The sequence below is a fragment of the Arthrobacter sp. 92 genome (assembly GCF_050260325.1).
GTDB lineage: Bacteria > Actinomycetota > Actinomycetes > Actinomycetales > Micrococcaceae > Arthrobacter.
This window is the reverse complement of sequence record NZ_CP189863.1, coordinates 333,567-359,664: the sequence shown is the minus strand read 5'-3', so window position 1 is coordinate 359,664 and position 26,098 is coordinate 333,567. Positions and strand designations below refer to the sequence as shown.

Genomic DNA, 26,098 nt, shown 5'->3' with positions numbered 1-26,098 from the left:
AAGGAGGTCCGGCCACACCGTTGCCGTGATCTCCAGGACCCTTGGCTCCGTATGTTGGCCGTGGGCTTCGGTGCCAGCCGCCTCGAAGGGCAGGTCCATTTGAAACGCAGAAAAATCCGGAAAAATGGCATGATCGCGCATCTCGGTCCTTCGGGGAGTGGTTTCGGCTGACGGATTATTCAGAAGCAAGCTTGGTTAATTTTATACATCGATTTGATATAAGGGAAGATGCTGAAGCAGGGTCAAAAGACCCTAATTTCGCGACTCATGCCGTGACCCCCGGCGCACATCCGTGTCAGGATCAGTTATGCCCCGCCTAATGCTGCTCGATACCGCTTCTCTGTACTTTCGTGCCTTCTACGGCGTACCCGACACCATCCGCCGCACTGACGGCGTTCCGGTGAATGCCGTTCGCGGGCTGCTGGATATGATTGCGCGGCTCACCACCGACTTCGACGCGACGCATCTCGTTGCATGCTGGGACGACGATTGGCGTCCACAGTGGCGCGTGGACCTCATTCCGACTTACAAGTCGCATCGCGTGGCGGAGTCAGTGGCCGGCGCCCCTGATGTGGAGATCGTGCCGGAGGCGCTTGAGGCCCAGATTCCGATGATCCGCCGGGTATTGGGCCTGGCCGGCATCGCCATCGTGGGTGCCCACGAGCATGAGGCCGACGACGTCGTCGGCACCTACGCCAGCCATGCCGGGATTCCGGTCGACGTGGTGACGGGTGACCGCGACCTCTTCCAGGTTGTCAACGACGCCCGTCAGGTGCGCGTGATCTACACCGCCCGCGGCATGAGGAACCTCGAAATCATGACCGACGCGGCCGTCGTCGGCAAGTACCGGGTGCTGCCCGGGCAGTACGCGGATTACGCGACCCTCCGCGGCGACACCTCCGACGGGCTGCCCGGCGTCGCCGGCATCGGCGAGAAGACCGCGGCGGCACTACTGGGAGAATATGGCACCCTCGAGGGTCTGCTCGCGGCGGTAACGGATACCGGCAGCGGGCTCTCCGCATCCGTGCGGTCCAAGCTCGCCGCCGCGATTGACTACCTGACGGCGGCGCCCGCCGTCGTAAGGCTCGTGCGCGACCTTGAGCTGCCGGCCATTGAGGAGGCCGGCGCGCAGCTGAGCCCTGTCGCCGGAGAGGCGCGGGCCGAACTCGAGAGACTTGCCATCGAGTGGAACCTGGGCGGCTCGGTCAAACGACTCCTCGGAGCGCTCGACGTTCGGCGCTGAGGACGGGCGGACTGTCGTCCTCAAATAACGCTTCGGGGACCAAGCGATCTTCGTGATGACCGGAAGCCGGGCCAAAGTGCGGGCCACCTGAATCATTGGTATGACTCCGGGGAGCATGCGCCCAACACGGCCAGCGCACTGATTCAGGTTGTTCTCTGCCGTTTCCGGCCCGCACCGTCGGGATGGGAGGACTCGAACCTTCCGCCCTGCCGCCAACCAGGCCCGGTACAACCAGGCTCGGTACCAAACTGCGACACACCCCGCTGGCCTGGCGGAGGCCGCCTTGCCGGTCTTCATTTTACGGCCAGCCCCTGCCGATGCCGCAGCCTTTCTGTGATGGCTCCGAGCGTCCTGTGCTGAAAAGTTTCCCCTTGCGCCAGCAATGCAACTAATCTAGCATCAGCGATACACCACGCAATAATAGTTGCACACAGGAGAAGCCATGACGATGCACTCGGCCACGCTTGCCATTAACGAAGCGATCCAGAAACGCAAGGAATCCGGCGAGGATGTCCTTCACCTCGGCTTCGGAGAGGCCGGCCTTCCCGTTCCGGACTTCATTGTCGAGGTCCTCCAGTACGCTTCGGTTCAGAACAGTTATGGGCCCGTCGTCGGGTCAGCCGCAGCCCGCGAGGCTGGGGCCGGCTGGTTTGAGCGGCGGGGCATTCCCACCACGGCCGACCAGGTTGTTTTCGCCCCCGGCAGCAAGGCCCTCCTTTTCGCCGCCATTGCCGTACTGCCCGGAGACCTAATCCTGGCCCGGCCCTCATGGGTTAGCTATGCTGCCCAGGCAGCCCTGCTGAACAAGCCGGTCATCGAGGTGGCCATCCCGGCCGAGTCTGGGGGCATCCCCGATCCGGCACTCTTGGAGGAGGCAATCCTTCAGGCGCGAGAGGCTGGCGGCAATCCCGGAATCCTGTTGCTGACCATCCCGGACAACCCGACGGGAACAGTCGCTACGGAATCCTCCGTCGAAGAACTCTGCCGGATAGCGAGGAAATACGACCTCGCCATCATCTCGGACGAGATCTATGGCGAAGTGGTCCACGATGGCACAGCGCCCAGCGCCGCCCGCTATCTCGAAGAGCGGACGATTGTCACCACTGGACTGTCCAAGTCGCTCGCACTTGGCGGGTGGCGCATAGGCTTCGCCAGAGTCCCGGGCAATGAATGGGGACGCCAGGTGATGCAGGACCTTATCGGCGTCGCCAGCGAGGTGTGGTCCAGCCTGGCCGCGCCGATGCAGGCCGTCGCGGCCTACGTCCTGAATGAGCCGATCGAAGTCGTAGAGCATATCCAGAGGTCAACGGCGCTGCATGCAAAGGTCGCTAATGCCGTGTACGAGGAGTTCATCGCCGCGGGCGCGACATGCCGCAAGCCGACGGCCGGCTTCTACATCTACCCCGACTTCGAGCCCATCCGCCCGCAGCTGGAACTCAAAGGGATCGGCAGCAGCGCGGAACTGGCCGCAGTCCTCCTGGACCACCACGGCGTCGGAGTGCTCGCCGGAGAAGCATTCGGCGACGCTCCGTCGGGACTTCGGGCACGAGTGGCCACCAGCCTCCTCTACGGCACCACTCCTGAGGAGCGTTGGGAAGCACTGCGATCCCCCGACCCGCTGGGGCTTCCCTGGATCGCCAAGTCCCTGGATCATCTCCGCCGCGCACTGACCGGCCTCACGCGGGACTGACTCGCCGAGTGATTGACGACACATGGAACTTTCGCTAAATTTACGCGAGGGGACAGGCAACTTTTCTTGCTTTAAATAGTAAACACGCAATGCATATTGCATCCATCTTCCAAAGGCGACGTTATGACCGACACATGTCCCCTCATCCCTCCCTCTCCGGAGAGTGCCATAAGCAGACCCATTCTTTCCCTGCAAGGTGTTCACAAGAGCTTCGGCCACACCGAGGTCCTTCGCGATATATCCCTGGACGTGCAGCGCGGCCAGGTGGTCGTCATTATCGGCCCCTCAGGATCGGGAAAGTCAACGCTGTGCCGGACCATGAACCGGCTGGAACGCATAGACTCCGGCCGGATTGTCTTCAACGACACTGATCTTCCGGCAGAGGGCAAGGCCTTGGCCGCCATGCGGTCTGACATCGGCATGGTCTTTCAGTCGTTCAACTTGTTCCCCCATATGAGTGTTCTGGAAAACATCATGCTGTGTCCGGTCAGAGTGCGGCGTGAAACCAAAGCACGGGCGGAGGAGCATGCCCGCGAACTCTTGGCCCAAGTGGGGCTCTCAGAGAAGGCTGATGCCTACCCGCCGCAGCTCTCCGGCGGACAGCAGCAGCGCGTTGCGATCGCCCGGGGCCTGGCCATGCGCCCCGAAATCATGCTGTTCGACGAGCCCACCTCCGCCTTGGACCCGGAAATGGTCCGTGAAGTCCTCGATGTAATGAGGGAACTGGCCGACGGCGGCATGACGATGATCGTCGTAACCCACGAAATGGGATTCGCGAAGGCAACGGCGGACCGCATCATCTTCCTCGACGACGGGCAGATCCGTGAGGACTCACCGCCGCAGGAGTTCTTCACTGCCCCGAAATCAGCGCGGGCCCAGGACTTCCTGTCACGGGTGCTCGAACACTAATAACTTTGCTCACAATCGTCCCCCAAATTTGAGGAGTCTCCATGAAAGCCCTACGCCGCACTCTGATAGCCACCACCGTCCTGGCTGCCGCCGCCGCATTGACCTCCTGCAGCTCAGGCGTTGCCGGCCCTGCAGCCAGCGCCCAACCTACCGTGAACAGCCAGGCCACGTTCGCTGCGGACTCCACAATGCAGAAAATACACGACGCCGGCAAGATCACCATCGGCACCAAGTTTGACCAGCCACTCTTTGGATTGAAGAATCCGACGACCAACCAGCCGCAGGGGTTCGATGCGGAAATCGGCAAGATCGTGGCCGGCAAAATGGGAATCCCTGCCGATAAGATCGAATGGGTCGAAACGGTCTCAGCCAACCGTGAACCGTTCATCCAACAGGGACGCGTCGACATGGTGCTGGCTACTTACACGATGAATGCCAAGCGAGCCGAAATCGTGAACTTCGCCGGCCCCTACTACGTTGCCGGACAAAGCCTGATGGTCCGGAAGGGCAACCCGCTGGGCATCAAAGCGCCCCAGGACCTTGCCGGCCACACCGCTTGTTCCGTTGAGGGATCGGCGTCGTCCACCAACATTCGCACCCTCGTTCCCACCGTCCACGTCACCACGTTCGACTCCTACTCCAAGTGCGCCGACGCCCTGAAGAACGGGCAGGTCGACGCCGTCACCACCGACAACACCATCCTCGCCGGCCTTCGCAGCCTCGATCCTGATTCCTTCGACCTGGTGGACGTGACCTTTACCAAGGAACCGTACGGAATCGGTGTGGCCAAGGACCGGAAGGACCTGGCGGACTTCGCCAATGAGGCGCTCAAGGAATCCTTCAGCGACGGCAGCTGGGCGAAAGCCTGGGACTCGACCGCTGGCAAGATCCTCGGCCCGGCACCTCAGCCTCCGGTCCTCGGCAAGTACTAGAGCGCCCGGAGAAGCGTCCGTGGATATTCCGCTCAAATATGCCTCCCTGCTTCTGGAAGCGCTGGGCAACACTCTCCTGTTGAGCTTCGCCGGCGGTTGCTTGGCGCTCATCCTTGGACTGGCGGTCGGGTTGTCCCGCCTCAGCCCCGTTCCTGCCTTGGAACGGGCAGGAACAATCTACGTGGAGACGATCCGGAACACCCCGTTGACTGTGGTCTTCTTCATCATTGTCTTCGTGCTGCCCCAGATTGATCTGGCGTTGCCCGACTACACGGCCGCTGCCATCGCTTCGCTTGGCATCTACACCGGCGCGTTCGTTTCCGAGGGAATCCGCGCCGGGGTCAACACGATCGGCGCGGGGCAGGCAGAGGCCGCCCGGGCGCTTGGGCTTACCTTTGGCCCCAGCATGAGGCTGGTCATTCTGCCCCAGGCCCTCCGGGCTGTGGTCCCTCCCATGGCCAACGTCTGGATAGCGCTGGTGAAGAACTCCTCCATCGCGGCCGCCTTTGGCGTCACGGAACTGACCGCGGCAGGACAGCGGGTCAATTTCCAGGAGCCGGGAGCCGTTGTGCCGGGTCTGATGTGGATAGCGGCCGCCTACCTGGTCATCACCCTGAGCTCCGGACAAATATTCCGACTCCTGGAACGAAGGCTGGCGGTAACCCGATGAGCACTGTTCTCTTTGACCGCCTGGGCCCCCGGGGCAAGAAGGCGTCGCGATTGGCCAGTATTGGCGTCGGAATCGTGCTGGCTGCGCTCCTCGTAGTCATCGCATTCCGGCTCGAGTCCAAAGGACAGCTTGAGGGGCAGCGTTGGGCCATTCTCCTGGACCCGGCGTCCGGAGTTCCCCAGACGTTGGGACTGGCACTCCTGGCAACCCTGCAGGCGGCGCTGCTGGGCATGGTGTTCTCCCTTATCGCGGGAGCAGCCCTTGCCGCGATGCGTTTGTCCTCCCGGCCAGCGCTCAGCGTAACGGCCGCCGTATTGGTCGAAGGTTTCCGAGGCGTCCCGCTGCTCCTGCTCATGCTGTTCGCGGCACTTGGACTGCCGCAGATCGGCATCGAACTCAGTGTCCTCACCATCGTTGTTCTCGCGCTTGTGGTCTACAACTCCGCCGTCATCAGCGAAATCATCCGGGCGGGGATCGAATCCATCGGTGCCGGCCAGCGGGAGGCGGCGCTGGCCATGGGGATGCGGCCTCTCCAAGTGCTATTCCGGATCTTGATGCCGCAGGCCATCCCGGCCATGACGCCCCTGTTGGTGAGCCAAATGGTGATCCTACTCAAGGACACATCGATCGGATATGTCATCGGGTATGCCGAACTCCTGCGTAGCGGACGTTCGTTGGTGGAGTTCTACGGAAACCGGTACAGCCTGCAAATCTATCTAGCCGTGGCGCTCATCTACATCCTGGTCAACGTGCTGATTTCGCTTACGGCCCGCAGACTGACGCGGCGCAACATCAAGAAACCGAAGCAGCCCGGTCAAGTGATCATTCCGCGGTCCGAGGACGGAGAGCTCCCGGTCTCGTCGGTCCCCGCTCGAATCCCATGACACGCGTTCGAGGAACCACATGCACCGTATGCAACGATAGTTGCGTACGGTGCATGTCCGAATCGCATGAAGGGGAAGAACTGAAATGGCCGAGTTGACCACGTATCCACAGCTGCAGTCGGAACTGCAGCAGCGGATGGAAAACCTGGCGCCGGGCCAGCAGCGCATTGCGCGCGTCCTGCTGACCGACCCGGAGGGAACAGCCTTCCGGAGCATCGCCGAGACGGCGAAAATAGCGGAAGTGAACCAATCCTCCATGGTCCGGTTCGCTACGATGCTGGGGCTCAAAGGCTACCCCGCCTTGGTCCGACTATGCCGGGAGCACCTGGCTGACCAAGCCAATCTGGTCAGGCGATTTGACCGCGCCCAGCAAGTCGAAGGCAGTCGATCCCTGTTCGCCGCGGTCTTGGAGCACGAGAAAGAGAACCTCACGCGGACCTATGCACGGATCAATGAGACCGAATGGGACTCAACCGTCAAGGCGCTGTCCGAAGCGCCGAGGGTCTACGTCATGGGCTTGAGGAAATGCGCCCCGGTGGCCCAGCTTCTGAGCTATTTGCTCCGGCTGGTGCGCCCCGGGGTGGAACAGATCGCCCCCGCCGCAGGGGTGTTCGTGGACCAGTTGCGTGACCTGGATCCCGATGGCGTCTTCGTGGCAATGTCCATTCGCCGCTATACCGCCGATACCGTCCGGGCGCTCAGCCACGCCAAAATGCTCGGCCTCAAAACGATCGCACTCACCGATGATTCCGCCTCGCCGCTGGCCAGACTTGCGGACACCACCTTCTTCATCGAGACGGAGGGCGTCACCGTCCTCCGCTCCATGTCCGTGTTCACCTCAGTGGTCCAGACGCTAGCCACGGCTGTCACGATCAGAAACGGCGCCCGGAGCAGACAGGGGCTGCTGGCGGACGAGAAACTGTTCAAGGACTTCAATGTCTACACCGAGGACTGAGCGGCAACCCGACCGCCCTCTCTTGGCGCCGGGGTAGGCCCGGAGAGGGAGTGGAGGTTAGTCCTGGGCGGCAGCCATCACCGGTTCACCGTTGAAGTATTCGAGTTCCCAGCCGTCCACGGCGTGGTGGTGGGCGAGGTTGAGCACCGCGTTATCGACGCTTTGCAGCGTCCGGCCGATGGCGCGGCTGAGGCTTACGCGAATCAGCGTGCCGTGGGCGACCACCAGGACCCGGCGGCCACGGAATTCTTCGGCCAGGGTTTCCAGCGCGGCCAACCCGCGGGCGGCTGCCTCGTCCTCGCTTTCCGCGCCGCGGAAACCACCAGGAATCCGCAGGGCTTCAAGTTCGGGACCGGCCTGCAGGCCCTCCGCCGGTCCGAAGCTTCGCTCGGTGAGGCCCGGTATGAGTCGGGCCACGCCGAGGCCCAGCCCGGCGGCAATCAGGCCGGCGGTTTCCGCGGCCCGGCTCAGCGGCGAGGACACAATCGCATCCCATTCGTAGCCGGAGAGGACAGCGACGGCGTCGCGCGCCTGGCCTCGGCCGACGTCGTTCAGCGGAATGTCGGTGGAACCCTGCAGCCGGCGCTCCGCATTCCAGTCCGTCTGGCCATGGCGGACAAGGGCGAACGTCGTAAGAGTCATGCCTCCCATTCTGCCCTGACAGGCAGCAGACTCCCGAACTGCGGCTGCGTGGGACGTGCGGTTACGCCCTGATCGCTTGGCCTGAGCCCACGCGTGCGGAAACCGGCAGCAAGGCTAGAGCAACTTGATCATCCGGGTGTTGCCCAGGGTGTTTGGCTTGACCCGCGCCAGGTCCAGGAATTCGGCAACACCCTCATCGTGCGAACGCAGCAGTTCGGAGTAAACCTGCGGGTCCACCGCCGTCTGGTCCGCCATCACGTCAAAGCCATGCTTCTTAAAGAAATCCACCTCAAAGGTCAGGCAGAACACGCGGGAAACGCCCAGCGCCGTTGCCTGCTCCAGAAGCCGCTCCACCAGTGCGTGCCCCACGCCCTTGCCCCGCCAGGCATCCGAGGCGGCCAGGGTGCGGACTTCGGCCAGGTCCTCCCACATAACGTGCAGGGCGCCGCAGCCGATCACCTCGCCGTCGGCCGATTCCGCGATGGTGAATTCCTGCAGGCTTTCGTAGTAAGCCACAGTCTCCTTGGCCATGAGGATCCGCTGCTCGGCCAGCGGGGCCACGAGGCTCTTGATGGAGGCCACATCGGTGGTGCGGGCAGGGCGGAGATGGAAAGTCTCAGTCACAGGCCCCATCTTACGGCCGTGGCGGCCGCAAGGGTCGGTTTCAAGTGCCGGCCTCAGGGATCCGCCGCACGGAAGAGTTGAGGCGGGCCGAACCCGAAGCCGCGCCGCCTTAAAGCACAAGCCCCGCCCGTTCCCTTGCGGGAGCGGACGAGGCTTGTGCGTTGAACAGCGGAAGCTCGGGTCCTAGACGCTCGGAGCGATCTCCGGGATGCGCGGCTTGGCGTTGCCGGCGAAGGTGAACTTGGCGTCGTCGCCTTCGCCGTCCACGTCCACCACCACGATGTCCCCGGGGTGCAGTTCTCCGAAGAGGATCTTCTCGGAGAGCTGGTCCTCGATCTCGCGCTGGATGGTGCGGCGCAACGGCCGGGCACCCATGGCAGGATCGTAGCCGCGGGTTGCCAGGAGGACCTTGGCAGCCTTGGTCAGCTCGATTCCCATATCCTTGTCCTTGAGGCGCTTCTCCAGGCGGGTGACGAAGAGGTCCACGATCTCGATGATCTCGTCCTGGGTCAGCTGCGGGAAGACCACAACGTCATCAACACGGTTCAGGAACTCGGGGCGGAAGTGCTGCTTGAGCTCCTCCGTCACGCGGGCCCGCATCCGGTTGTAGCCGGTCTGCGTGTCCGTGCCGGACTGGAAGCCGGTGGCAACGCTCTTGGAGATATCCCGGGTGCCGAGGTTCGTGGTCATGATGATCACGGTGTTCTTGAAGTCCACCACACGGCCCTGGGAGTCGGTCAGGCGGCCGTCCTCAAGGATCTGCAGGAGCGAGTTGAAGAGGTCCGCGTGGGCCTTCTCCACTTCGTCGAACAGGACCACGGAGAACGGACGACGGCGGACCTTCTCGGTCAGCTGCCCGCCCTCCTCGTACCCGACATAGCCCGGAGGGGCACCGAAGAGCCGGGAGACGGTGTGCTTCTCCGAGTACTCGGACATGTCCAGTGTGATGAGGGCATCCTCTTCGCCGAACAGGAACTCCGCAAGGGCCTTCGCGAGTTCGGTCTTGCCCACGCCGGTGGGGCCGGCGAAGATGAACGAGCCACCCGGACGCTTGGGATCCTTCAGCCCCGCACGGGTGCGGCGAATAGCCTGAGACAGGGCCCTGATGGCCTCGTCCTGGCCCACCACACGCTTGTGCAGTTCGTCTTCCATCTTCAGCAGGCGCGAGGATTCTTCCTCGGTCAGCTTGAAGACCGGAATGCCGGTGGAGTTTGCCAGCACCTCAGCAATGAGATCCTCATCCACCTCGGAGATGTCGTCCATGCCGCCGGTCTTCCAGTGGCGTTCCTTCTCCGCGCGTTCGGCAATGAGCTTCTGCTCCTTGTCGCGCAGCGAGGCGGCACCTTCGAAGTCCTGCGCGTCAATCGCGGACTCCTTCTCCATCTTCAACTCGGCGATGCGCTCGTCCATGGCCTTCAGTTCCGGCGGTGCGGTCATCCGGCGGATGCGCAGGCGCGCACCTGCTTCATCGATCAGGTCGATCGCCTTATCCGGCAGGAAGCGGTCCGAGATGTAACGCTCGGAGAGTGCCGCGGCCGAGGCCAGCGCGCCGTCGGTGATGGTGACGCGGTGGTGCGCCTCGTAGCGGTCACGCAGGCCCTTGAGGATCTCGATCGCGTGCGCAACCGAGGGCTCCTTGACCTGGATCGGCTGGAAACGGCGCTCCAGCGCGGCGTCCTTCTCGATGTGCTTGCGGTACTCATCCAGCGTGGTGGCACCGATGGTCTGGAGCTCACCGCGGGCCAGCATGGGCTTCAGGATCGAGGCCGCGTCGATGGCGCCTTCGGCGGCACCGGCACCCACCAGGGTGTGGATCTCGTCGATGAACAAGATGATGTCCCCGCGGGTGCGGATCTCCTTGAGGACCTTCTTCAGGCGCTCCTCGAAGTCACCGCGGTAGCGGGAACCGGCCACCAGGGACCCCAGGTCCAGGGTGTACAGCTGCTTGTCCTTGATGGTCTCCGGGACGTCCCCACGCACAATCGCCTGGGCAAGGCCCTCCACCACAGCGGTCTTGCCCACGCCGGGCTCACCGATCAGCACGGGGTTGTTCTTGGTGCGCCGGGAAAGGACCTGCATTACGCGTTCCATTTCCGATTCGCGTCCGATCACCGGGTCCAGCTTGTTCTCGCGGGCGGCTTGGGTCAGGTTGCGCCCGAACTGGTCCAGGACCACGGAACCGGCAGGAGTGCCTTCCGCCTGGCCCTGGCCGACGCCGGCGCCGGTGGTTTCCTTGCCCTGGTAGCCCGAGAGGAGCTGGATCACCTGCTGGCGGACGCGGTTGAGGTCCGCTCCCAGCTTGACCAGCACCTGAGCGGCAACACCTTCACCCTCGCGGATGAGGCCCAACAGGATGTGCTCGGTGCCGATGTAGTTGTGGCCCAGCTGCAGGGCTTCCCGGAGCGAGAGCTCCAGCACCTTCTTGGCGCGCGGAGTGAAGGGGATGTGTCCGGAGGGGGCCTGCTGACCCTGTCCGATGATCTCCTGCACCTGCTCGCGTACGCCGTCGAGCGAAATGCTCAAGGACTCCAGAGCTTTGGCGGCAACGCCCTCACCCTCGTGGATAAGACCCAAGAGGATGTGTTCGGTACCGATGTAATTGTGGTTCAGCATGCGTGCCTCTTCTTGGGCAAGCACAACTACGCGACGGGCACGGTCCGTAAATCGCTCAAACATTTCGCCACACTCCTAGCTACGACGTACTTTGATGCTACGTGGACGAGGCACACTTTTGGAGCTTGTTCGCCACAGGGGAAACCGGAGGCCGGCCTGGAGACGTCGACACGGCAGTCCAGCGGCCCCTGCCGCCCAACCGGGCTCTCCGTGGTTGGTGGTGATTTGCACCGCGCGGTGAATGTTCAGGCCGCCGTTCTGGCGGCGCTTCTGAGCATAATGCGGGTGGTGTAGTTCCGGCTATTGACGAACCCGCGTCCTGTCCGTTTCAGGTGTTTGATGGCGGTGTTGTTCGCTTCGACTTTCGCTGTGGTGGCGCCGGTGACGATGAGGACTTCGATTTCCTTCCACCAGCGGCAGACTGTGCGCCAGAGCCTGTTCGTCTCGGGCTGTGCGGCGATGCCGACGAGTTCCTGGAGCCGGTGCTTCGCCTCGGCGGCGTCTTCGAGCGAGCCGGTGCGCAGCAGCGTGCGGAGCTGCTCTTTGACGTTCCACGCCGCCTGCAGCTTGCCGGTCGGGTCATCAATGTCGAAGACGTGCTTGAGCAGGTTGCAGCCCCGATCGGAGAGCGTCTCGCCGGCTCGGAGCAGCAACCGGCGGTTGGCCCAGACCGGGTCCGCGGTGCGTCCGCGCCGGCCCTTGGTTTCCTGGGTCAGGCGCTGGCGGACTTCGGTGAGCATGTTGTTGCCGAGCAGGACCAGGTGGAAGGCATCAACCGAAACGGCGGTGCGCGGCAGCCACATCCGCAGGGCCTTGCGGAACGCCGCCGACGGGTCGATGGCGACGACCTGCACGCCGAGACGCCACTCGAGCGGCCGGGCGAAGAGCCACTCGCCGACTCCCTTGTGGTCGCGGCCGTCGACCACGCCGAGGACCTGTCCGGTGTCCAAGTCGACGATGGTGCTCATCCAGGGTTCGAAGCGTTTCCAGGCGCCGGTGGCGGGGTCCTTGAAGAACCGGACGGACCGGAACCGGTGCTCGTCGATGCCCAGCATCCTGGGACGTAGCTTGTCCACGTCCGGAAGCCTGGTCGCGGCCATGTTCAGGGCGCGCTGGACCAGCCACCACGAGACACCGTGCGCGGCGGCGGCTTCGGAGGCGGCACGGCCGGAATCGATGACCGCGGAGACAAGCATGTCCCGCAGCCGCCGGGTGGAGCGGGCCCGTCTCGGGACCTCGACGGTGGCTTCGAAGAACGTCCCGCGGGGGCATTCGGACTCATCGCAGAAATACCGGTGCTTGGACCAGATGACTTCCACTGGTCCGGCGACGGGAATGTCGCGGATCCGCTGCCGTCGCCGTGAGTGCCGCCGGGCACTGATCACACCGCAGTCCGGGCACCCGGATTCGACGGTGCTCTCGACCAGGATCCTGCGCTGGCCGAAGCCCAGAATCTCCGTTGAAAGAACACGGTAATCAGGCAGGTTGAAGATGGCGGTGGCAGCGTCAGGGCACCGGGAAGTAAGCTCGGTCAAGGCTCGTAGTCCTGTCATCGATGAATGCGTCAAGAACATCCATCACAACAGGGCTACGGGCCCCTCACGTCTAAAGACACGAGCCCGAATTCACCACCAACCACGGAGAGCCCCCAACCGTCAGCCAACCTGCCGACGTGCCGCCCGGCAGTCGCCGCCTCGGCGGTCCCACCGGGGGCCCCGCTGGCGGAGGCGACACGAATGATACGGAAAAACCCCAGCGTTACCGAAGTTTTCTGTGCTAACTATTCCCACAGGCCTGAACCGGAAGAGCTGGTGCCCATTACGGAAGGATCCGGGTGCAATTCTCTGCTCAGCAATAGGGCCGGATTACCCGGAGGCCCCCATATGGTCCGGCCGGCCTGCCGACTCCCCTATTCAAATAACAATGCCCCCACCGATAGGCAGGGGCATTGCTTTCGCACGCAAAGCAACTTCAGTACTAGGAATTTGCCTTCTGGTAGGCTTCCTGAATTTCAGCCTGGATACGGCCGCGGCTGTTAACCGCATAGCCGTTCTCCCTGGCCCACTGACGAATCTGCGCAGAGTCCTGACTCCGGGCGCCTGAGACCTTGGTGCGGGTAGCGCGGCCGGTTGAGGTCTTGCGTGCGTTTGATACAAACCGCTCCAAAGAGGAGCGGAGTTCTGAAGCATTGGCATTCGACAAGTCAATTTCGTAACTGACGCCGTCAAGGCCAAACCGGACAGTCTCGTCCGCGGATCCCCCATCCAGATCATCTACAAGGATGATTTTTACTTTCTGTGCCATAAAATTCTCTCTTTTGGAAAGGGACGGGTATTCAGAAAAGCAGGATGTATCTCTAAAAAGTATCCCTCTGTTTATGGCAACGCGTCAAAGCGAGAAATGGTTCCGTCGAAAGAAGGGCATGAAAGACCGCGGAAAAGCACCGCTATTAGTTTGCGCCGGCGTCGTTCCCGGCGTCGTTCCCGGTATCAGCGGGGTTCCGTTCCCCGGCGGCGAGTTCGGATGCGCCGGCCCGGCCCGCCTCGCGCGCATCGGCTTCCGCCTGGGCGCGGGCCTCGGCCTGGCGCTCCGACCGGTCGGCGTTGAAGATCGCCTTCATGGCGAACCAGAACAGCAGACCCACAACGAGGGACGGCAGCAAGACCGCTACGTACTCCACGGTCAGTGTCCCTCGGGCTTGAGGAGCGGGAAGAGAATGGTCTCGCGGATGCCTGCCCCGGTGAAGAGCATGACCAGGCGGTCGATCCCCAGTCCGATCCCACCCATCGGCGGAGCCCCGTACTCGAGGGCGCGGAGGAAGTCCTCATCCAACTGCATGGCCTCTACGTCGCCGGCCGCCGCATGGCGGGACTGTTCCGTGAGACGCTCACGCTGGATGACGGGATCGATGAGCTCGGAGAACGCCGTGCCCCGCTCCATGCCACCAATGATGAGGTCCCAGGCTTCGATCAGCCGGTCGTCCTCGCGGTGGGGGCGTGCCAGCGGCTGGGCGGACGGCGGGTAGTCGTACACAAACGTGGGGTTCAGCAGCGTGGGCTCAACGATTTCGCCAAAAAGCTCAACCGCCAGTTTCTCGGCATCCCACTTGGGGTCCACCTTGACCTCATGCTTTGCCGCGACGGCCCGCAGTTCCTCCACGGTGGTGTCCGGCGTGATTTCCTGCCCCACGGCGTCGGAAAGCCCGGGGTACACGGCCAGCCAGGCCCAGTCGCCGTCGAGGTTGATCTCGCCGGCGTCCGTCTGGAGGATGCGGCCCACGCCGGCGGCGTCGGCGGCGTCGAGGATGATCTCCTTGATGCGGTCGGCCATAACGAACTGGTCGGCCCAGGCCTCGTAGCATTCCAGCGTGGTGAATTCCGGGCTGTGCGTGGAATCAACGCCCTCGTTGCGGAAAACGCGTCCCATGTCGTAGACGCGGTCGATTCCGCCCACCACGGCACGCTTGAGGTACAGCTCGGTGGCGATGCGCAAGGTCATCTTCTGGTCGAACGCGTTCATGTGCGTCTCGAACGGGCGGGCCAGGGCGCCGCCGTGGACCAGCTGGAGCATCGGGGTTTCCACCTCCACGTAGTTGCGGCGGTGCAGGCTTTCGCGGATGGATCGAGTGATAGCGGCGCGGGTGTAGACCATCTCGCGGGCCTCGTCGCGGACCATGAGGTCCACGTAGCGCTGCCGGACACGCGTTTCCTCGTTGAGCCCGGCGTGCAGGACCGGCAGGGGGCGCAGTGCTTTGGAGGCCATAGACCACGAATCGGCCATGACGGACAGCTCGCCGCGGCGGGAGGAGATGACCTCGCCCTTAATGAAGACATGGTCCCCGAGGTCCACCAGCGCCTTCCACTCCGCCAGTGCCTCCTCGCCCACGTTGGCCAGGCTCAGCATCGCCTGAAGGCGCGTGCCCTTGCCGTCCGTGCCGCCCTCCTGGAGGGTTGCGAAGCACAGCTTGCCGGTGTTGCGGATGAACACAATGCGGCCGGTCACGCCCACCACGTCCCCCGTGGTCTCGTCAGCCTGCAGGTGGGCGTACTTTTCCCGGATCTCACTCAAGGAGTGCGTGCGTTCGACCCCGACCGGATACGCCTCGACGCCGCGTTCAATCAGCTTGGCGCGCTTCTCCATGCGGATGCGCATCTGCTCGCTGGCGTCCGCGGGCTCGGCGGCATTGGGCTGGGAGGGAGTGTTTTGGGAAGTCACAATCCCTAAGTTTACCGGGAGTTCCGCCCGCGGCTTCCCAGCCCGGCATGCCCTCCAAACCTCAATCAGCAGGGAGGCATAGACTCGGGGCTGTGGAGACGCGGACTGTGGACACGGACGACGGCGAAGGCCACCTTGAGGTGCACAGCTTCAGGCCGCAGCTGACGGCTCGGAATGAGGCTGAAGGCGACCGTGCAGCGGCACTGCCGCCCGGCGTCGTCGTCGTGCATGGAACCCTGGTGACCGACGCCCTCTACCGGCCGTTCGCGGCAAAACTCGGCAGGCTGCTGGGCCGGCCGGTCCACACCTACAACCGCCGGGGCCGGGCAGGGTCCTCGCCTCAGCCGGCGGGCTACTCGGCGGCCACCGAGGTCAGCGACCTCGCTGCGGTGCTCCGCGAAACCGGCTCCACGGACGTGGTGGCCCACAGCTACGGCGGTTTTGTGGCGCTGCAGGCCGCCCGGACCATGCCGATCCGGCGGATGGTTACCTACGACGCCGCGGTGTCGCTCTCCGGCAGCCTCAACCAGCGGTGGCGCCCCGAGCTGGAGGTTTCACTTGCCGCGGGCCAACTGGACCACGCGTGGGCCCACCTGGTCCAAGGGCTGGAAACTGCCGGGCCGGTATCGCGGCTGCCGCTCGGCGCCCTGCGCATGCTCAGCATCGTGTCCGCCCGGACCACCCTGGGCGCGGAGATGCGGCAGCTGTTGCCCACCGCTGTGGCCGAAATGCGGGCCGTGCTCGATGCCGACGCCGAGATTGACGACTTTGTTCGGGTCACCACGCCCACCCTGATGCTGAGCGGCGGCTGGAGTCCTGACTATTTTGCGGAGACCGGACGCCAGCTGGCCGCGGCGGTCCCCGCAATCGAGTTCGCGCTGGTGCCGGGGCAGCTGCACGAGGGCCCACTCCGGCCCGGGACGAGGCTGGCGTTGACGACGGCCAGGTTCCTTGCCGGCGACCTCGGCCTGCAGCCAAGGCGCGTCCGCACCCGTCACCCCACACTTGGGCGCCGGTTCCGGTAGGCCTCCGACGACTGGGACAAAGCCCCTCCTGCTGTGCGGTTCCAGCCGCCACAGGTAGGCTCGGAACATGACCCGCGAGAACATCATCACCCCGGACGGCGCAACGTTGGAGCTATTCACCACGGGAGCCGAACTGGCCCCTGCAGGCTCCGGCGTCGTCGTTGTACAGGCCTCAATGGTGACCGCAGCCGACTACACCCGTTTTGCCCAGAAGCTCAGTGCAGCCTTGGGCCGCCCCGTGCACACCTTCAACCGGCGTGGGCGCGGCGAATCATCCCCCCAGCCGGAGGACTACACGCTGGACGTGGATATCCGCGACCTCGACGCCGTGATGAAGCACACCGCCAGCACCGATGTCTTCGGACACAGCTTCGGCGGCGCCGTGGCCCTGCACGCGGCCCGGTCCCTGCCGGTGGAACGGCTGGCCGTATACGATCCCGCCGTCTCCGTGAACCACAGCGTCAAGGCAGACTGGACGCCGGAATACGAGCGCGCAACTGCGGCGGGAGACGACGACCGCGCCCTCGCCGTCCTGGTCCGGGGCATGGAGACCGGCGGCGCGTTCTCCCGCATGCCGCTGTCCATGCTCACCCTGGCCAACAAGCTCACCGCCGGAACCCCGGTGGGCAAGCAGATGCGCGAACTGATGAAGACCGGCGTACGGGAGATCAAAGCAATCATCGCCGCGGACATGCCGGCGGAGCCGTTCCTGGCCCTGCCGCTCGAAACCCTGATCATCGTGGGCGAGAAGAGCCCGGCCTACTTCGGCGTTGCCTGTGGACAGATCCACGATGTGCTGTCCGGTTCCAGCTACACCATCCTGCCCGGATTCGGCCACGACGGCGCCATCCGTGCACCGGAGAAGCTCATCAGCGAACTAAGCGATTTCTTCGCAGGCTGATCCCGGGTCCGCGGCCCCCGGGAAGCGCGAACGGACACTTAAGCCCCGCGGGAAGCGCGAACGGACACTTAAGCCCCGCCGGAAGCGCGAACGGACACTTAGGCACCCGGCTAAAGGGAGCTTAAGTGTCCGTTCGCGCTTAAGTTGCGGGGAGGCTAGTGGGCTGCGGGTGCCGGGTGCTGCGCCCCGGCGGTCTTGCGCATCATCGCGGAAAGCACGACGGCGGCGACGGCTATGACAGCCGCGGTCAAGAACGCGGCATGCATTCCCGCTACCACCCCCGCGCCGGCGGACACCACGGCGAAGATCGACACCAGGAGCGCGGTTCCGGCGGCGCCGGCCACCTGCTGCAGCGTACTCATGATGGCCGAGCCGTGAGAGTACAGGTGCGGCGGAAGCGGGTTCAGGCCCGTGGTGAAGGCCGGAGTGAACAGGAGCGCCAGGCCCAGGCTCAGGGCCACGTGCAAGGCCACGATCCACCAGACCGGGGTCCCGGCATCCAGCATGGAGAACTGCCACAGCGACAGCACCATCATTACCGAGCCTGTGACGGTCAGCGGCAGCGGGCCCACCTTGTCGAACAGGCGGCCGATGAACGGGCCCAGCAGTCCCATGGACAGGCCGCCGGGGAGCAGGACCAGCCCGGTCTCCAGCGACTTAAGGCCCCTGATTTCCTGCAGGTACAGGGGCAGCAGGATCACCGCGCCGAAGAGGGCGATCATGGCCACCACCAGCAGCAGCACCGACACCGTGAACATTCGGAAATTGAACGCCCTCAGATCCAGCAGCGGAGCCTCGGCTCTCTGCAGTTTGAGCTGTCGCAGCACAAACGCCACCATCGCCACCAGCCCGAGCGCCAGCGCGCCCAACGCGGGCGCGCCTGGGCCCGCTGTGCCGCCGCCGATCTGGCTGAGGCCGTACACCAGGCCGCCAAATGCGGGAACCGTCAGCAGGACGGACAGGGCATCGAGCCTGGTCTTCTCGGTTTCGCCGATGTTGGTCAGGAATCTGGCCCCGATGGCGAACGCGGCGAGGGCGATCGGCAGGACGAAGACGAACATAAACCGCCACGAAAAGTGTTCAAGGATCAGGCCTGAAACCGTGGGGCCCATGGCCGGAGCCACGGAGATGGCAATGCTTACGTTGCCCATCACCGCGCCGCGGCGTTCCACCGGCACCAGGGTGAGGATGGTGGTCATCAGGAGGGGAAGCATGATCGCGGTGCCGCCGGCCTGGACAATGCGGGCGACCAGCAGAATGCCGAAGCCCGGAGCAAGCGCCGCCAGAAGCGTGCCGCCTGAGAACAGGCCCATCGCGAGCATAAAGACGGCGCGGGTGGAGAGCCGCTGCAGGATAAACCCGGTGGTGGGGATGACCACGGCCATGGTGAGCATAAAACCGGTGGACAGCCATTGCACCGTGGGCGCGTCGATCCGCAGATCGACCATCAGCCGCTGCAGGGCCACGTTCATGATGGTCTCGTTGAGGATCACCACAAACGTGGCCACCAGCAGCGTGACGATGATGGTCACCGATTCACGGGACATCTTCGCGGGAGCGGGCACTGTGGCTGGCGTTGCGGTTCGGGCCTGTGCTGGATCGCCCGGGGCAGTTGAAGATACGTCTGTGGACATGGCGATTCCCTCGGGAGGTTTTGACTGGGATGAGGCCAGCGAAAGGCGCTGCTACAGATCCAAACAGTGTATACGGCGGGGTAATTCCCGTCGTTGGATCAAATCTTTTTCCGGCGACGCTGGCCCGGGGTCAGGAGTCCAGGGGAAGGTTGTCGATCAGGCGGACCGGGCCAACCTTGGCCGCAATGATGGCCAGTCCTTCGCCACGGAATGGGGTGTCCTTGCAGTTTTCGGCCAGCGGTTCCAACGTGCGCGGGTCCACCACATCAAAGTAGTCAAGTCCCACCAAGGGCTGGGACTCCACGAGCGCCTGGGCGGATTCAAGGTCCAGTGGCTCGTGGGAGTTGGCACGCTGCTCAATCAGCCTCAACGCGCGTGAGAGCACTAAGGCTGCCTCACGCTCTTCTTCGGAGAGGAAGCGGTTGCGGCTGCTCAAGGCGAGTCCGTCGGCGGTACGCACCGTGGGGACGGCCACGATCTCCACCGGAAAATTCAGGTCCGAGACCATGCGCCGCACGAGGGTCAGCTGCTGGGCGTCCTTCTGCCCGAAGTAGGCCCGATAGGCCGGGAGCCCGGCGCCGCCGGAGACAAAGGCCCTGGTGCCCGCTACCCCCGCGCCCGGGAACGCGTAGTGCAGGAGCTTCGCCACCACCGTCAGGGCGCCGTCGAAATGCCCCGGCCTGGAGGCACCTTCCCATTTTTCCCCGAGCCGTCCCGCGGTGACGCGCACCAGCGGTTCGCCTCCGGGGTAGACCTCTTCAACCGACGGCGCGAACACCAGGTCCACGCCCTCGGCGTCAAGGAGGTTTATGTCGGCATCCAACATCCGGGGATAACGCTCCAGGTCAGCGGCTTCGCCAAACTGCAACGGGTTGACGAAGATGCTGGCCACCACAACGTCGTTTTGTTCCACGGCCGTGCGGGCCAGCGTGGCGTGCCCCTCGTGAAGGGCGCCCATGGTAGGAACGAGCCCTTGGGACGTTCCCTGCTTTTCCACGAGCAGACGCGCGCTTTCGGCCCGCAGCTGCGCCGCCGTGGTGACAACTTTGATCGCCATGTCAGTGTCCTTCCGTGGCCTGTGGCCCGTCCTCGTCTGTGCCGCTAAGTGCGCTGCGGATCCCGTCCAGCTGGTCAGGCTTCAGCAGCCCGCGGCTGCCGGCCCTCCGCGCGGTGGCCCGCGCCATGGCCAGGTAGGCCTCCAGAATATCGCCGCCGGCACCGGCGTCGTGCTCCCGCAGTGCCTCGGCGTGGGCTGCCACGGTGCCGACGTCGCCGCGGGCAACCGGCCCGGTGAGGGCGGATTCCCCGGAGGCGAGCGCGTTCTCAAGGGTGGCCCGGAGCAGGGGCCCCAACATGCGCTCGGGAGCTTCCACGCCCACTTCCCGCAGGAGCTGAGAGGACTGCGCCACGAGGGTGACCAGATGGTTGGAGCTGTGCGCCAGCGCCGCGTGATAGATAGTGCGGTCACCTTCGGCGATAACCACCGGCTCGGCTCCCATCTCCACAACGAGGGCCTGGGCGATGGGGAGCATGGCCGCGTCCGCCGTAACCCCGAAGGTGCAGTCCAGGAGCCTGGTGAGGTCCAGGCTCATGCCCGTAAAGGTCATGGCCGGGTGCAGCGCCAGGGGGACGGCTCCGGCGGCGCGCACTGGGTGGAGGATTCCCACGCCGAATCGGCCTGAGGTGTGGGCCACGAGCTGCCCGGGCTGCCATGCTCCGAGCTTGGCGAGTCCCTCCACCAAACCGCCCAGGGCGTCATCGGGAACGGCCAGCAGCACCAGTTCGGACCGCTCAACGATGTCCTGCACGTCAAGCACGGGAACACCGGGCAGCAGGGTGTCCGCGCGTTCGCGGCTCGCATCCGACACGGCGGCAACCCCGACGACGGCGTGCTCGGCCGCGCGCAAGGCCGCACCGAGCACGGCGCCCACCTTGCCGGCACCAATGATCCCAACGCCGAGGCGTCCTGGTTTAGCCATGGGCTTGGCCTTCCTTGTCCGTTGGTTGCAGCTCTTGTCGGTGCAGGTCTGGTTGTGGCAGTTCTTGTCGTTGCAGGTCTGGTTGTGGCGGTCCTGGTCGTCGCAGCTCACTTCGCGGCCCGTTGTCGGGCCCGGCCTGCCGGACGGCCACCATGGCCAGCCAGTGCTCGCTCGTTTGGCGCTTCCGCGCGGCGCGGGCCCGGGCGGCTTGAGCGTCGAGCAGGGCCCGGGCCTCATCCAGATCCGCCTGAATAAGCCGCGGCGACACCGGCCCGGACGTGGTGTGCAGGACCAGGTCCGCGACCCGGAAGCGACGGGCCAATGGCCCCTGCTCCAAAGCCATTGACTGGGTGCGCTGATGCGGGACCACCACGAGTTGGCGCCACAGCCGGCCTGAGCGGATAAGCAGCGCAGTACCGGTGGCAGTGAAGCCGTTGCGCCGCCAGCCGAGGGGGGCCAGAATCCGCGCACGCCGTGGAGTGGTGACAAAGCCGCCGTCGTCCTCCGGGCTGCCAGGTCCGCCGAGTCCGTTGAGTCCGGCGGTGAAGACGCCCGTGGGGTCCGGGGTGCCGGGGTCCGGGAGCACCAGCGCGAGCATGGACATCACATCCCGGAGCTGGCCTACCGGGAGCAGGGTTGTCCGCGCCGCGCCTTCGCCCTTGTTGCCGGGACCGCCGTAGCCCGCAACGTTGACCTGCATCCGGTACCAGCCGAAAATCCGCCATAGCGGCGGCTGGATCACCTTGAGCGCCTGGATCCTGCCCGGGGGAAGGGTCTGCGCCTGGGTGTCCAGGAGCCCGTAGCGCAGCCGGATGCCATCGGGGGAAATGGCCGCGGTGAAGTTGTAACCCTTATTGAACGAGCCCCAGTACGCGGCGGCCAGGCCCAACACCGCCGGGATCAGATACAGGATGAAGGCCCGGCTTTCGGTCAGGGCGGACAACGCCACCGACGCCACGCCGCCCAACACCACGAAGAAGCTCTGCTCGCTCAGGAGCAGCGAACCGATCAGGCGCGACGGCGGGACGGCCAGCACCACGTTTTCCGGCGCCTCGGGGGCGGCCTCCTGAGGACGTTCCGCGTCGGGCGGGAGCCCGGCCGCGCTGGCCAGTATGGTGGCCCGCAGGCCAGTGGCTTCCCCGATGCGAAGGTAAGCCAGCCGAACCGCTGATTCGCCGGCGTCGGCCACTTCGAACCTGAGCTCGGCAAGGCCCAGGAGCCGGGGGAGCAAGGGCTGCACGATATCAATGGCCTGCACGCGGTCGAGCCGGGCCTGCCGCTGTTGCCGGAACAGGAACCCCGTGTTGACCCTCACATAGCCTTCAGCCACCTGGTAGCGGGTGAAGTACCACGTGGTGACGTATCCCAACACCGTCGCCAGGAGCACGAGTCCGCCGCCAAGCAGCAGGAACGGGGCCTGGCCCGTGTATAGCTCGTCCACGGGTGATTCGCCCCGCAACAGGCGTTCGAAGGCGTCCCGGCCAAAGAAGAAGCCAATCGCGGCAAGCGCCACCCAGCCCCGGATGAACGGGGAGGCCGGGTGAACGCGCCTCCAGCCGCCGTCGCGCGTTCCCGTTAATGGCCCCTCCGGCATGCCGTGCCCGGGATCCGCGGCGTCCGTCATCACAGCGTTGCCAGCCGTCACAGCCCGGCCAGACGGGCCTCGCCGCGGGCGGAAAGCTGCTCCCGCAGGCGGGCGCCTTCTCCGCTGGGCAGTCCCGGGATCTCGGCGTTGGTGCCGGGCGAGGCCGTGTGCAGCTTGAGCGTGCACAGGCCGAGGGGTCGCTCCACCGGGCCTACGCCGATGTCCACGTATTGCATGCGGCCGTAGGGAACCACCAGCGTGCGCTGGAAGAAGATGCCGCGCCGGATGAGGAGGTCGTCGTCGCGTTCTGCGTACCCGATCGATTTAACCTGGCGCGGAATGAGCACGAGGCGCCAGAGAGCGGCCAACAGCATGACGCCAGGGAGAGCCACGGCCAGCCAGAGCGGCAGCCAGTCCCACAGGCCCGCCAGCGAGAGCGCGAGCGGCAATGAAAGCACAACGATCACGATGAGGTTGCCAAAGGCCCACTCGGCCACCCGGACGGCCACATACCTGGGTGAAACCCGTTGCCAGGTGATTCCCGGCGGATCAATCGCCTCGGTAGGCATATTCGCCTTCCCCCTTAGGTTTGCGGGCACCCCTGCCCGGCAATCCCGTGGCTCCATCGGCGTCGCCATCTTCCGGCGGAATCCGGCAGAACCGCTCCACCACCAGCCCCACAATGATCATGGCCAGCCCGCCGCCTGCCATGGCCAGCGCAAGCCAGGTGATGCCCTGATCGCTCCGCAAGCTCCAGATCCGCAACAGATCCAGGAAGATCCCGGCGTGCCAGCCCAGCAGGACGGTGCCGGTATAGGCACAGGCCTGGGCCAGGACCAGCGTCCAGGCGGCAAGGATCGGGTTCAGCATCTTCTTTTTCTTGCCGTTCCGCCAGCGCAGGACCCGGATCCCCAGGATCAGGGTCAGGACCACGATCACGCCCATGGTCACCAGCCCCGTGGGCGGCAGCACCGGGGTGGACAGACTGTAACGGCCGGCCATGACGGTGGCGAACCAGCCCGCAACCGCCAGGAGCAGGCCCACCACCACCAGCAGGAACGGATTGACCGGTTTCACGGCTACACCGCTCCGGCAGTGGGGACGCCATCAAAGTCGCCGAAGCCGTCAAAGGGCGCCAGGTCAGGGAAGTCGGCAGCCTTGACGGCCAGCTCGCTGATCTTTTCGCCGTTCAGCACCGCCGCCGGTTCCACCAGCGACCACGGGTACAGCACGAAGGCGCGCTTCGCCGCGAGTGGATGCGGCAACGTCAGGGTGGAGTCGGAACTCACGACGTCGCCGTACGTGATGATGTCCACATCCAGCGTGCGCGGACCCCACCGGACCTCACGCACCCTGAGGTGTTTGTTTTCGACCGCCTGGCAATGCCGGAGCAACTCCAGCGGCGTCAGAGAGGTTTCCACGATGATGACCATATTCAGGAAGTCCGGCTGGCCCACGGGGCCGCCCACCGCCTTGGTCTGGACTACGGGCGACACCGCGATCAGCCGGACCTCCGGCCGGTCGACGAGGTCCGCGACGCCGGTGGACAGGGTGTCGTTCCGCTCGCCGAGGTTGCTCCCGAGGGCCAGCACGGCCCGGGCGTAGGGTCCGTTCTGCGACAGGGGGCTCATGACCGCTCCCGGTAGACGCTGACGGAGACATCGCCGAACTCCACCTCGATGGGAGCCTTCGGCTTGTGCACGGTGATGTCCACCGCCGCGAGCGGAAACTCGCGGAGGAGATCCTCCGCAATCCGCACGGCCAGCGCCTCGATGAGGTTCATCGGCTCGCCGGTGATCCACTTCGTGATGCGTCCGGCCACCTCGCCGTAGTGCGCGGTGTCCAGCACATCGTCTGACGCGGCGGCCTTGGTGAAGTCCAGGTGCAGCACGGCATCAACGATGAACGGCTGGCCGTCGCGGCGTTCGAAATCGAACACCCCGTGATGGCCGAGGGCGGTAACACCGCTCAGCGTGATTCTGTCCATCGTGGCCGCCTGCCTAGTTGGTGGTGCGGGTGTCGCCGAGCTGCGGCCGGCTCATGCGCGCCGCCACCTTGACGGCGTCAAGGCTGGATCCGACATCGTGCACGCGCACAGCCCATGCGCCGCGGGCGGCGCTGATGGCGGTGATGGCGGCAGTCGCGTGGTCGCGTTCCTGCGGTGCGGCGGCCTTGCCGGCCACGGTCAGGAGGGTGCCGAGGAAGCGTTTGCGGGATGCTCCGACGAGGATCTTGTGGCCAAGGGCTTCCAGCGGAGCCATGTTCTTGAGGAGTTCCCAGTTCTGCTGGTCCGTCTTGGAGAAGCCCAGGCCCGGGTCGATAATGATCTGTTCGGGGGCCACGCCCGCCGCATAAAGTTTGTCCCGGACGCCCATCAGTTCGGCGGCCACGTCCTGTGCCACGTCGCCGTACTCGGTCAGGGAGTTCATGGTCTTGGCATCACCGCGGCGGTGGGTAAGAACGTAGGGCGCTCCTGTGCGGGCGGCGAGTTCCGCCATCTCCGGTTCAATGGTCAGCCCGGAGACGTCGTTGATGATGGCGGCGCCGGCCTTCAGGGCTGCGGCCGCGGTGGAAGCATGCGTGGTGTCAACGCTCACCAGGGCGCCGGCCTTCACCAGCGCTTCGATCACGGGCAGGACGCGGCGCTGCTCCTCTTCCGGGCTGACTTCCGCCGCCCCGGGACGGGTGGACTCGCCGCCGACGTCGATGATGTCGGCGCCCGCATAGAACATCCGGAGGCCGGCCGCGATGGCGGTGTCCGGCGTGGGGTGTGTGCCGCCGTCGCTGAAGGAATCCGGCGTCACGTTCAGGATGCCCATCACCAGCGTGCGGTCCGCGGGAAGGTCTGCGAACCTCGCTGCCGGCCGCGGCTTGCGAATAATGGGCAGGGGGCTGGTTGCGGGTCCGGTTCCTGGGGCTGCAGCGAGGGAGTCCATAGTCTGTTTGATTACCTTCCGAGTATGAGGCTCATGGCTTCGGCGCGGGTGGCCGGGTCATGCAATTGACCGCGCACGGCGCTGGTCACTGTCTTGGCACCGGGCTTGCGGATGCCGCGCATGGACATGCAGAGGTGTTCGCATTCGACCACCACCATGGCGCCGCGGGGCTTGAGGTATGTCACGAGCGCTTCGACGATCTGCGTGGTGAGGCGCTCCTGCACCTGCGGGCGCTTGGCGTAGATGTCCACCAGCCTGGCGAGTTTGCTCAGGCCGGTCACCTTGCCTTCGTGCGAAGGAATGTAGCCCACATGGGCCACGCCGTGGAACGGCACGAGGTGGTGCTCGCAGGTTGAGTAGAAAGGGATGTCCTTGACGAGGACCAGTTCCTCGTGCTCAAGGTCGAAGGTGGTGCCCAGGATTTCGGCGGGGTCGTGGTGCAGCCCGGCAAACATTTCGGCATAGGCCTTGGCCACCCGTTTGGGCGTGTCGAGAAGACCGCCGCGTTCGGGGTCCTCCCCGATGGCAAGCAGGATCTCGCGCACCGCCGCCTCAATCCGGGGGCGGTCCACCTTGGCGCCGGATTGGCGGTTGGTGGAGTCGTCTTCGAAAGAGCCGGCGGTGGCGGAAACGTCGTCGTCGTCGAAATGATTCACATCAA

General features: G+C 65.0%; 26 protein-coding genes and 1 tRNA gene. 9 read left to right on the top strand and 18 right to left on the bottom strand.

Going from position 1 to position 26,098, the window contains the following annotated elements; genetic code table 11:
• Positions 1-307: 307 nt before the first annotated feature.
• Positions 308-1,243 (top strand): 5'-3' exonuclease, encoded by a 936-nt coding sequence (locus ACP4XC_RS01675; RefSeq protein WP_427173162.1) that lies wholly within the window; start codon positions 308-310, stop codon positions 1,241-1,243.
• Positions 1,244-1,420: 177 nt separating this feature from the next.
• Here the strand turns inward: ACP4XC_RS01675 and ACP4XC_RS01670 are convergent.
• A tRNA-OTHER gene (locus tag ACP4XC_RS01670) sits at positions 1,421-1,506 on the bottom strand.
• Between the two features lie 179 nt (positions 1,507-1,685).
• Here ACP4XC_RS01670 and ACP4XC_RS01665 point away from each other — a divergent pair.
• The 6 genes from ACP4XC_RS01665 to ACP4XC_RS01640 all read left to right on the top strand — a co-directional run bounded on the left by ACP4XC_RS01665 (position 1,686) and on the right by ACP4XC_RS01640 (position 7,283).
• A complete protein-coding gene (locus ACP4XC_RS01665; protein WP_427173161.1) occupies positions 1,686-2,933 on the top strand; it encodes a pyridoxal phosphate-dependent aminotransferase in 1,248 nt (415 codons plus the stop codon).
• A 123-nt stretch (positions 2,934-3,056) separates the two neighbouring features.
• On the top strand, positions 3,057-3,842 hold the full coding sequence (locus tag ACP4XC_RS01660; protein WP_427173160.1) for an amino acid ABC transporter ATP-binding protein: 786 nt from the start codon (positions 3,057-3,059) through the stop codon (positions 3,840-3,842).
• Positions 3,843-3,883: 41 nt separating this feature from the next.
• Positions 3,884-4,774, top strand: a complete 891-nt coding sequence (locus ACP4XC_RS01655; protein ID WP_427173159.1) for a glutamate ABC transporter substrate-binding protein — start codon at positions 3,884-3,886, stop codon at positions 4,772-4,774.
• Positions 4,775-4,793: 19 nt separating this feature from the next.
• Positions 4,794-5,444, top strand: a complete 651-nt coding sequence (locus tag ACP4XC_RS01650; protein WP_427173158.1) for an amino acid ABC transporter permease — start codon at positions 4,794-4,796, stop codon at positions 5,442-5,444.
• A complete protein-coding gene (locus ACP4XC_RS01645; protein ID WP_427173157.1) occupies positions 5,441-6,328 on the top strand; it encodes an amino acid ABC transporter permease in 888 nt (295 codons plus the stop codon). Before ACP4XC_RS01650 ends, ACP4XC_RS01645 begins: the two co-directional genes overlap by 4 nt.
• Before the next feature lie 85 nt (positions 6,329-6,413).
• Positions 6,414-7,283 (top strand): MurR/RpiR family transcriptional regulator, encoded by an 870-nt coding sequence (locus ACP4XC_RS01640; protein ID WP_427173156.1) that lies wholly within the window; start codon positions 6,414-6,416, stop codon positions 7,281-7,283.
• Between the two features lie 57 nt (positions 7,284-7,340).
• Here the strand turns inward: ACP4XC_RS01640 and ACP4XC_RS01635 are convergent, their stop codons facing one another.
• From ACP4XC_RS01635 to lysS, 7 genes are all read right to left on the bottom strand, one after another.
• On the bottom strand, positions 7,341-7,925 hold the full coding sequence (locus tag ACP4XC_RS01635) for a histidine phosphatase family protein (RefSeq protein ID WP_427173154.1): 585 nt from the start codon (positions 7,923-7,925) through the stop codon (positions 7,341-7,343).
• A gap of 114 nt (positions 7,926-8,039) precedes the next feature.
• Positions 8,040-8,549, bottom strand: a complete 510-nt coding sequence (locus ACP4XC_RS01630) for an amino-acid N-acetyltransferase (RefSeq protein WP_427173153.1) — start codon at positions 8,547-8,549, stop codon at positions 8,040-8,042.
• A gap of 183 nt (positions 8,550-8,732) precedes the next feature.
• Positions 8,733-11,225: an ATP-dependent Clp protease ATP-binding subunit gene (locus tag ACP4XC_RS01625; RefSeq protein WP_427173151.1), complete on the bottom strand. Its 2,493-nt coding sequence runs from the start codon at positions 11,223-11,225 to the stop codon at positions 8,733-8,735.
• Positions 11,226-11,407: 182 nt separating this feature from the next.
• Positions 11,408-12,697, bottom strand: a complete 1,290-nt coding sequence (locus tag ACP4XC_RS01620) for an ISL3 family transposase (protein ID WP_427173150.1) — start codon at positions 12,695-12,697, stop codon at positions 11,408-11,410.
• A 442-nt stretch (positions 12,698-13,139) separates the two neighbouring features.
• Positions 13,140-13,466, bottom strand: a complete 327-nt coding sequence (locus ACP4XC_RS01615; RefSeq protein ID WP_427173149.1) for a histone-like nucleoid-structuring protein Lsr2 — start codon at positions 13,464-13,466, stop codon at positions 13,140-13,142.
• Between the two features lie 145 nt (positions 13,467-13,611).
• Positions 13,612-13,842 (bottom strand): hypothetical protein, encoded by a 231-nt coding sequence (locus ACP4XC_RS01610; RefSeq protein WP_427173148.1) that lies wholly within the window; start codon positions 13,840-13,842, stop codon positions 13,612-13,614.
• Positions 13,843-13,844: 2 nt separating this feature from the next.
• A complete protein-coding gene (lysS, locus tag ACP4XC_RS01605; RefSeq protein WP_427173147.1) occupies positions 13,845-15,377 on the bottom strand; it encodes a lysine--tRNA ligase in 1,533 nt (510 codons plus the stop codon).
• A gap of 92 nt (positions 15,378-15,469) precedes the next feature.
• Between lysS and ACP4XC_RS01600 the strand changes: the two genes are divergently transcribed.
• Entirely contained in the window at positions 15,470-16,402 is a 933-nt protein-coding gene (locus ACP4XC_RS01600; protein WP_427173146.1) for an alpha/beta fold hydrolase, read from the top strand.
• Positions 16,403-16,469: 67 nt separating this feature from the next.
• On the top strand, positions 16,470-17,303 hold the full coding sequence (locus ACP4XC_RS01595; RefSeq protein ID WP_427173145.1) for an alpha/beta fold hydrolase: 834 nt from the start codon (positions 16,470-16,472) through the stop codon (positions 17,301-17,303).
• A 155-nt stretch (positions 17,304-17,458) separates the two neighbouring features.
• Here ACP4XC_RS01595 and ACP4XC_RS01590 read toward each other — a convergent pair whose 3' ends face one another.
• The 10 genes from ACP4XC_RS01590 to folE form a co-directional block, all read right to left on the bottom strand.
• Entirely contained in the window at positions 17,459-18,937 is a 1,479-nt protein-coding gene (locus ACP4XC_RS01590) for a DHA2 family efflux MFS transporter permease subunit (RefSeq protein ID WP_427173144.1), read from the bottom strand.
• A 130-nt stretch (positions 18,938-19,067) separates the two neighbouring features.
• Positions 19,068-19,994, bottom strand: coding sequence for a 4-phosphopantoate--beta-alanine ligase (locus ACP4XC_RS01585; protein ID WP_427173143.1), 927 nt, complete (start codon positions 19,992-19,994; stop codon positions 19,068-19,070).
• A 1-nt stretch (position 19,995) separates the two neighbouring features.
• Positions 19,996-20,916, bottom strand: a complete 921-nt coding sequence (locus tag ACP4XC_RS01580) for a Rossmann-like and DUF2520 domain-containing protein (protein WP_427173142.1) — start codon at positions 20,914-20,916, stop codon at positions 19,996-19,998.
• On the bottom strand, positions 20,909-22,540 hold the full coding sequence (locus ACP4XC_RS01575) for a PH domain-containing protein (protein WP_427174978.1): 1,632 nt from the start codon (positions 22,538-22,540) through the stop codon (positions 20,909-20,911). The genes ACP4XC_RS01580 and ACP4XC_RS01575 overlap by 8 nt, the downstream gene beginning before the upstream one ends.
• Before the next feature lie 17 nt (positions 22,541-22,557).
• Positions 22,558-23,070 carry a PH domain-containing protein gene (locus ACP4XC_RS01570; RefSeq protein WP_427173141.1) on the bottom strand — a complete coding sequence of 171 codons (513 nt, stop codon included), beginning with the start codon at positions 23,068-23,070 and terminating at the stop codon, positions 22,558-22,560.
• Entirely contained in the window at positions 23,051-23,578 is a 528-nt protein-coding gene (locus ACP4XC_RS01565) for a DUF3180 domain-containing protein (RefSeq protein ID WP_427173140.1), read from the bottom strand. Before ACP4XC_RS01565 ends, ACP4XC_RS01570 begins: the two co-directional genes overlap by 20 nt.
• A gap of 2 nt (positions 23,579-23,580) precedes the next feature.
• The gene (folK, locus tag ACP4XC_RS01560; protein ID WP_427173139.1) at positions 23,581-24,132 is read right to left on the bottom strand and encodes a 2-amino-4-hydroxy-6-hydroxymethyldihydropteridine diphosphokinase; all 552 of its coding nucleotides are present in this window, start codon (positions 24,130-24,132) and stop codon (positions 23,581-23,583) included.
• The gene (folB, locus tag ACP4XC_RS01555) at positions 24,129-24,488 is read right to left on the bottom strand and encodes a dihydroneopterin aldolase (protein WP_427173138.1); all 360 of its coding nucleotides are present in this window, start codon (positions 24,486-24,488) and stop codon (positions 24,129-24,131) included. Before folB ends, folK begins: the two co-directional genes overlap by 4 nt.
• A 13-nt stretch (positions 24,489-24,501) precedes the next feature.
• Positions 24,502-25,437, bottom strand: a complete 936-nt coding sequence (gene folP, locus ACP4XC_RS01550; protein ID WP_427173137.1) for a dihydropteroate synthase — start codon at positions 25,435-25,437, stop codon at positions 24,502-24,504.
• Between the two features lie 11 nt (positions 25,438-25,448).
• Positions 25,449-26,093 carry a GTP cyclohydrolase I FolE gene (gene folE / locus ACP4XC_RS01545; protein WP_427173136.1) on the bottom strand — a complete coding sequence of 215 codons (645 nt, stop codon included), beginning with the start codon at positions 26,091-26,093 and terminating at the stop codon, positions 25,449-25,451.
• Positions 26,094-26,098 lie beyond the last annotated feature (5 nt).

What these genes read in the sequence shown, in the direction of transcription:
- ACP4XC_RS01675 (WP_427173162.1), top strand. Translation starts at nt 308, where the DNA reads ATGCCCCGCCTAATGCTGCTCGATACCGCTTCTCTGTACTTTCGTGCC.
- ACP4XC_RS01665 (WP_427173161.1), top strand. Translation starts at nt 1,686, where the DNA reads ATGACGATGCACTCGGCCACGCTTGCCATTAACGAAGCGATCCAGAAA.
- ACP4XC_RS01660 (WP_427173160.1), top strand. Translation starts at nt 3,057, where the DNA reads ATGACCGACACATGTCCCCTCATCCCTCCCTCTCCGGAGAGTGCCATA.
- ACP4XC_RS01655 (WP_427173159.1), top strand. Translation starts at nt 3,884, where the DNA reads ATGAAAGCCCTACGCCGCACTCTGATAGCCACCACCGTCCTGGCTGCC.
- ACP4XC_RS01645 (WP_427173157.1), top strand. Translation starts at nt 5,441, where the DNA reads ATGAGCACTGTTCTCTTTGACCGCCTGGGCCCCCGGGGCAAGAAGGCG.
- ACP4XC_RS01640 (WP_427173156.1), top strand. Translation starts at nt 6,414, where the DNA reads ATGGCCGAGTTGACCACGTATCCACAGCTGCAGTCGGAACTGCAGCAG.
- ACP4XC_RS01635 (WP_427173154.1), bottom strand. Translation starts at nt 7,925, where the DNA reads ATGACTCTTACGACGTTCGCCCTTGTCCGCCATGGCCAGACGGACTGG.
- ACP4XC_RS01625 (WP_427173151.1), bottom strand. Translation starts at nt 11,225, where the DNA reads ATGTTTGAGCGATTTACGGACCGTGCCCGTCGCGTAGTTGTGCTTGCC.
- ACP4XC_RS01615 (WP_427173149.1), bottom strand. Translation starts at nt 13,466, where the DNA reads ATGGCACAGAAAGTAAAAATCATCCTTGTAGATGATCTGGATGGGGGA.
- ACP4XC_RS01595 (WP_427173145.1), top strand. Translation starts at nt 16,470, where the DNA reads ATGACCCGCGAGAACATCATCACCCCGGACGGCGCAACGTTGGAGCTA.
- ACP4XC_RS01590 (WP_427173144.1), bottom strand. Translation starts at nt 18,937, where the DNA reads ATGTCCACAGACGTATCTTCAACTGCCCCGGGCGATCCAGCACAGGCC.
- ACP4XC_RS01585 (WP_427173143.1), bottom strand. Translation starts at nt 19,994, where the DNA reads ATGGCGATCAAAGTTGTCACCACGGCGGCGCAGCTGCGGGCCGAAAGC.
- ACP4XC_RS01580 (WP_427173142.1), bottom strand. Translation starts at nt 20,916, where the DNA reads ATGGCTAAACCAGGACGCCTCGGCGTTGGGATCATTGGTGCCGGCAAG.
- ACP4XC_RS01575 (WP_427174978.1), bottom strand. Translation starts at nt 22,540, where the DNA reads ATGACGGACGCCGCGGATCCCGGGCACGGCATGCCGGAGGGGCCATTA.
- ACP4XC_RS01570 (WP_427173141.1), bottom strand. Translation starts at nt 23,070, where the DNA reads ATGCCTACCGAGGCGATTGATCCGCCGGGAATCACCTGGCAACGGGTT.
- folK (WP_427173139.1), bottom strand. Translation starts at nt 24,132, where the DNA reads ATGAGCCCCCTGTCGCAGAACGGACCCTACGCCCGGGCCGTGCTGGCC.
- folB (WP_427173138.1), bottom strand. Translation starts at nt 24,488, where the DNA reads ATGGACAGAATCACGCTGAGCGGTGTTACCGCCCTCGGCCATCACGGG.
- folP (WP_427173137.1), bottom strand. Translation starts at nt 25,437, where the DNA reads ATGGACTCCCTCGCTGCAGCCCCAGGAACCGGACCCGCAACCAGCCCC.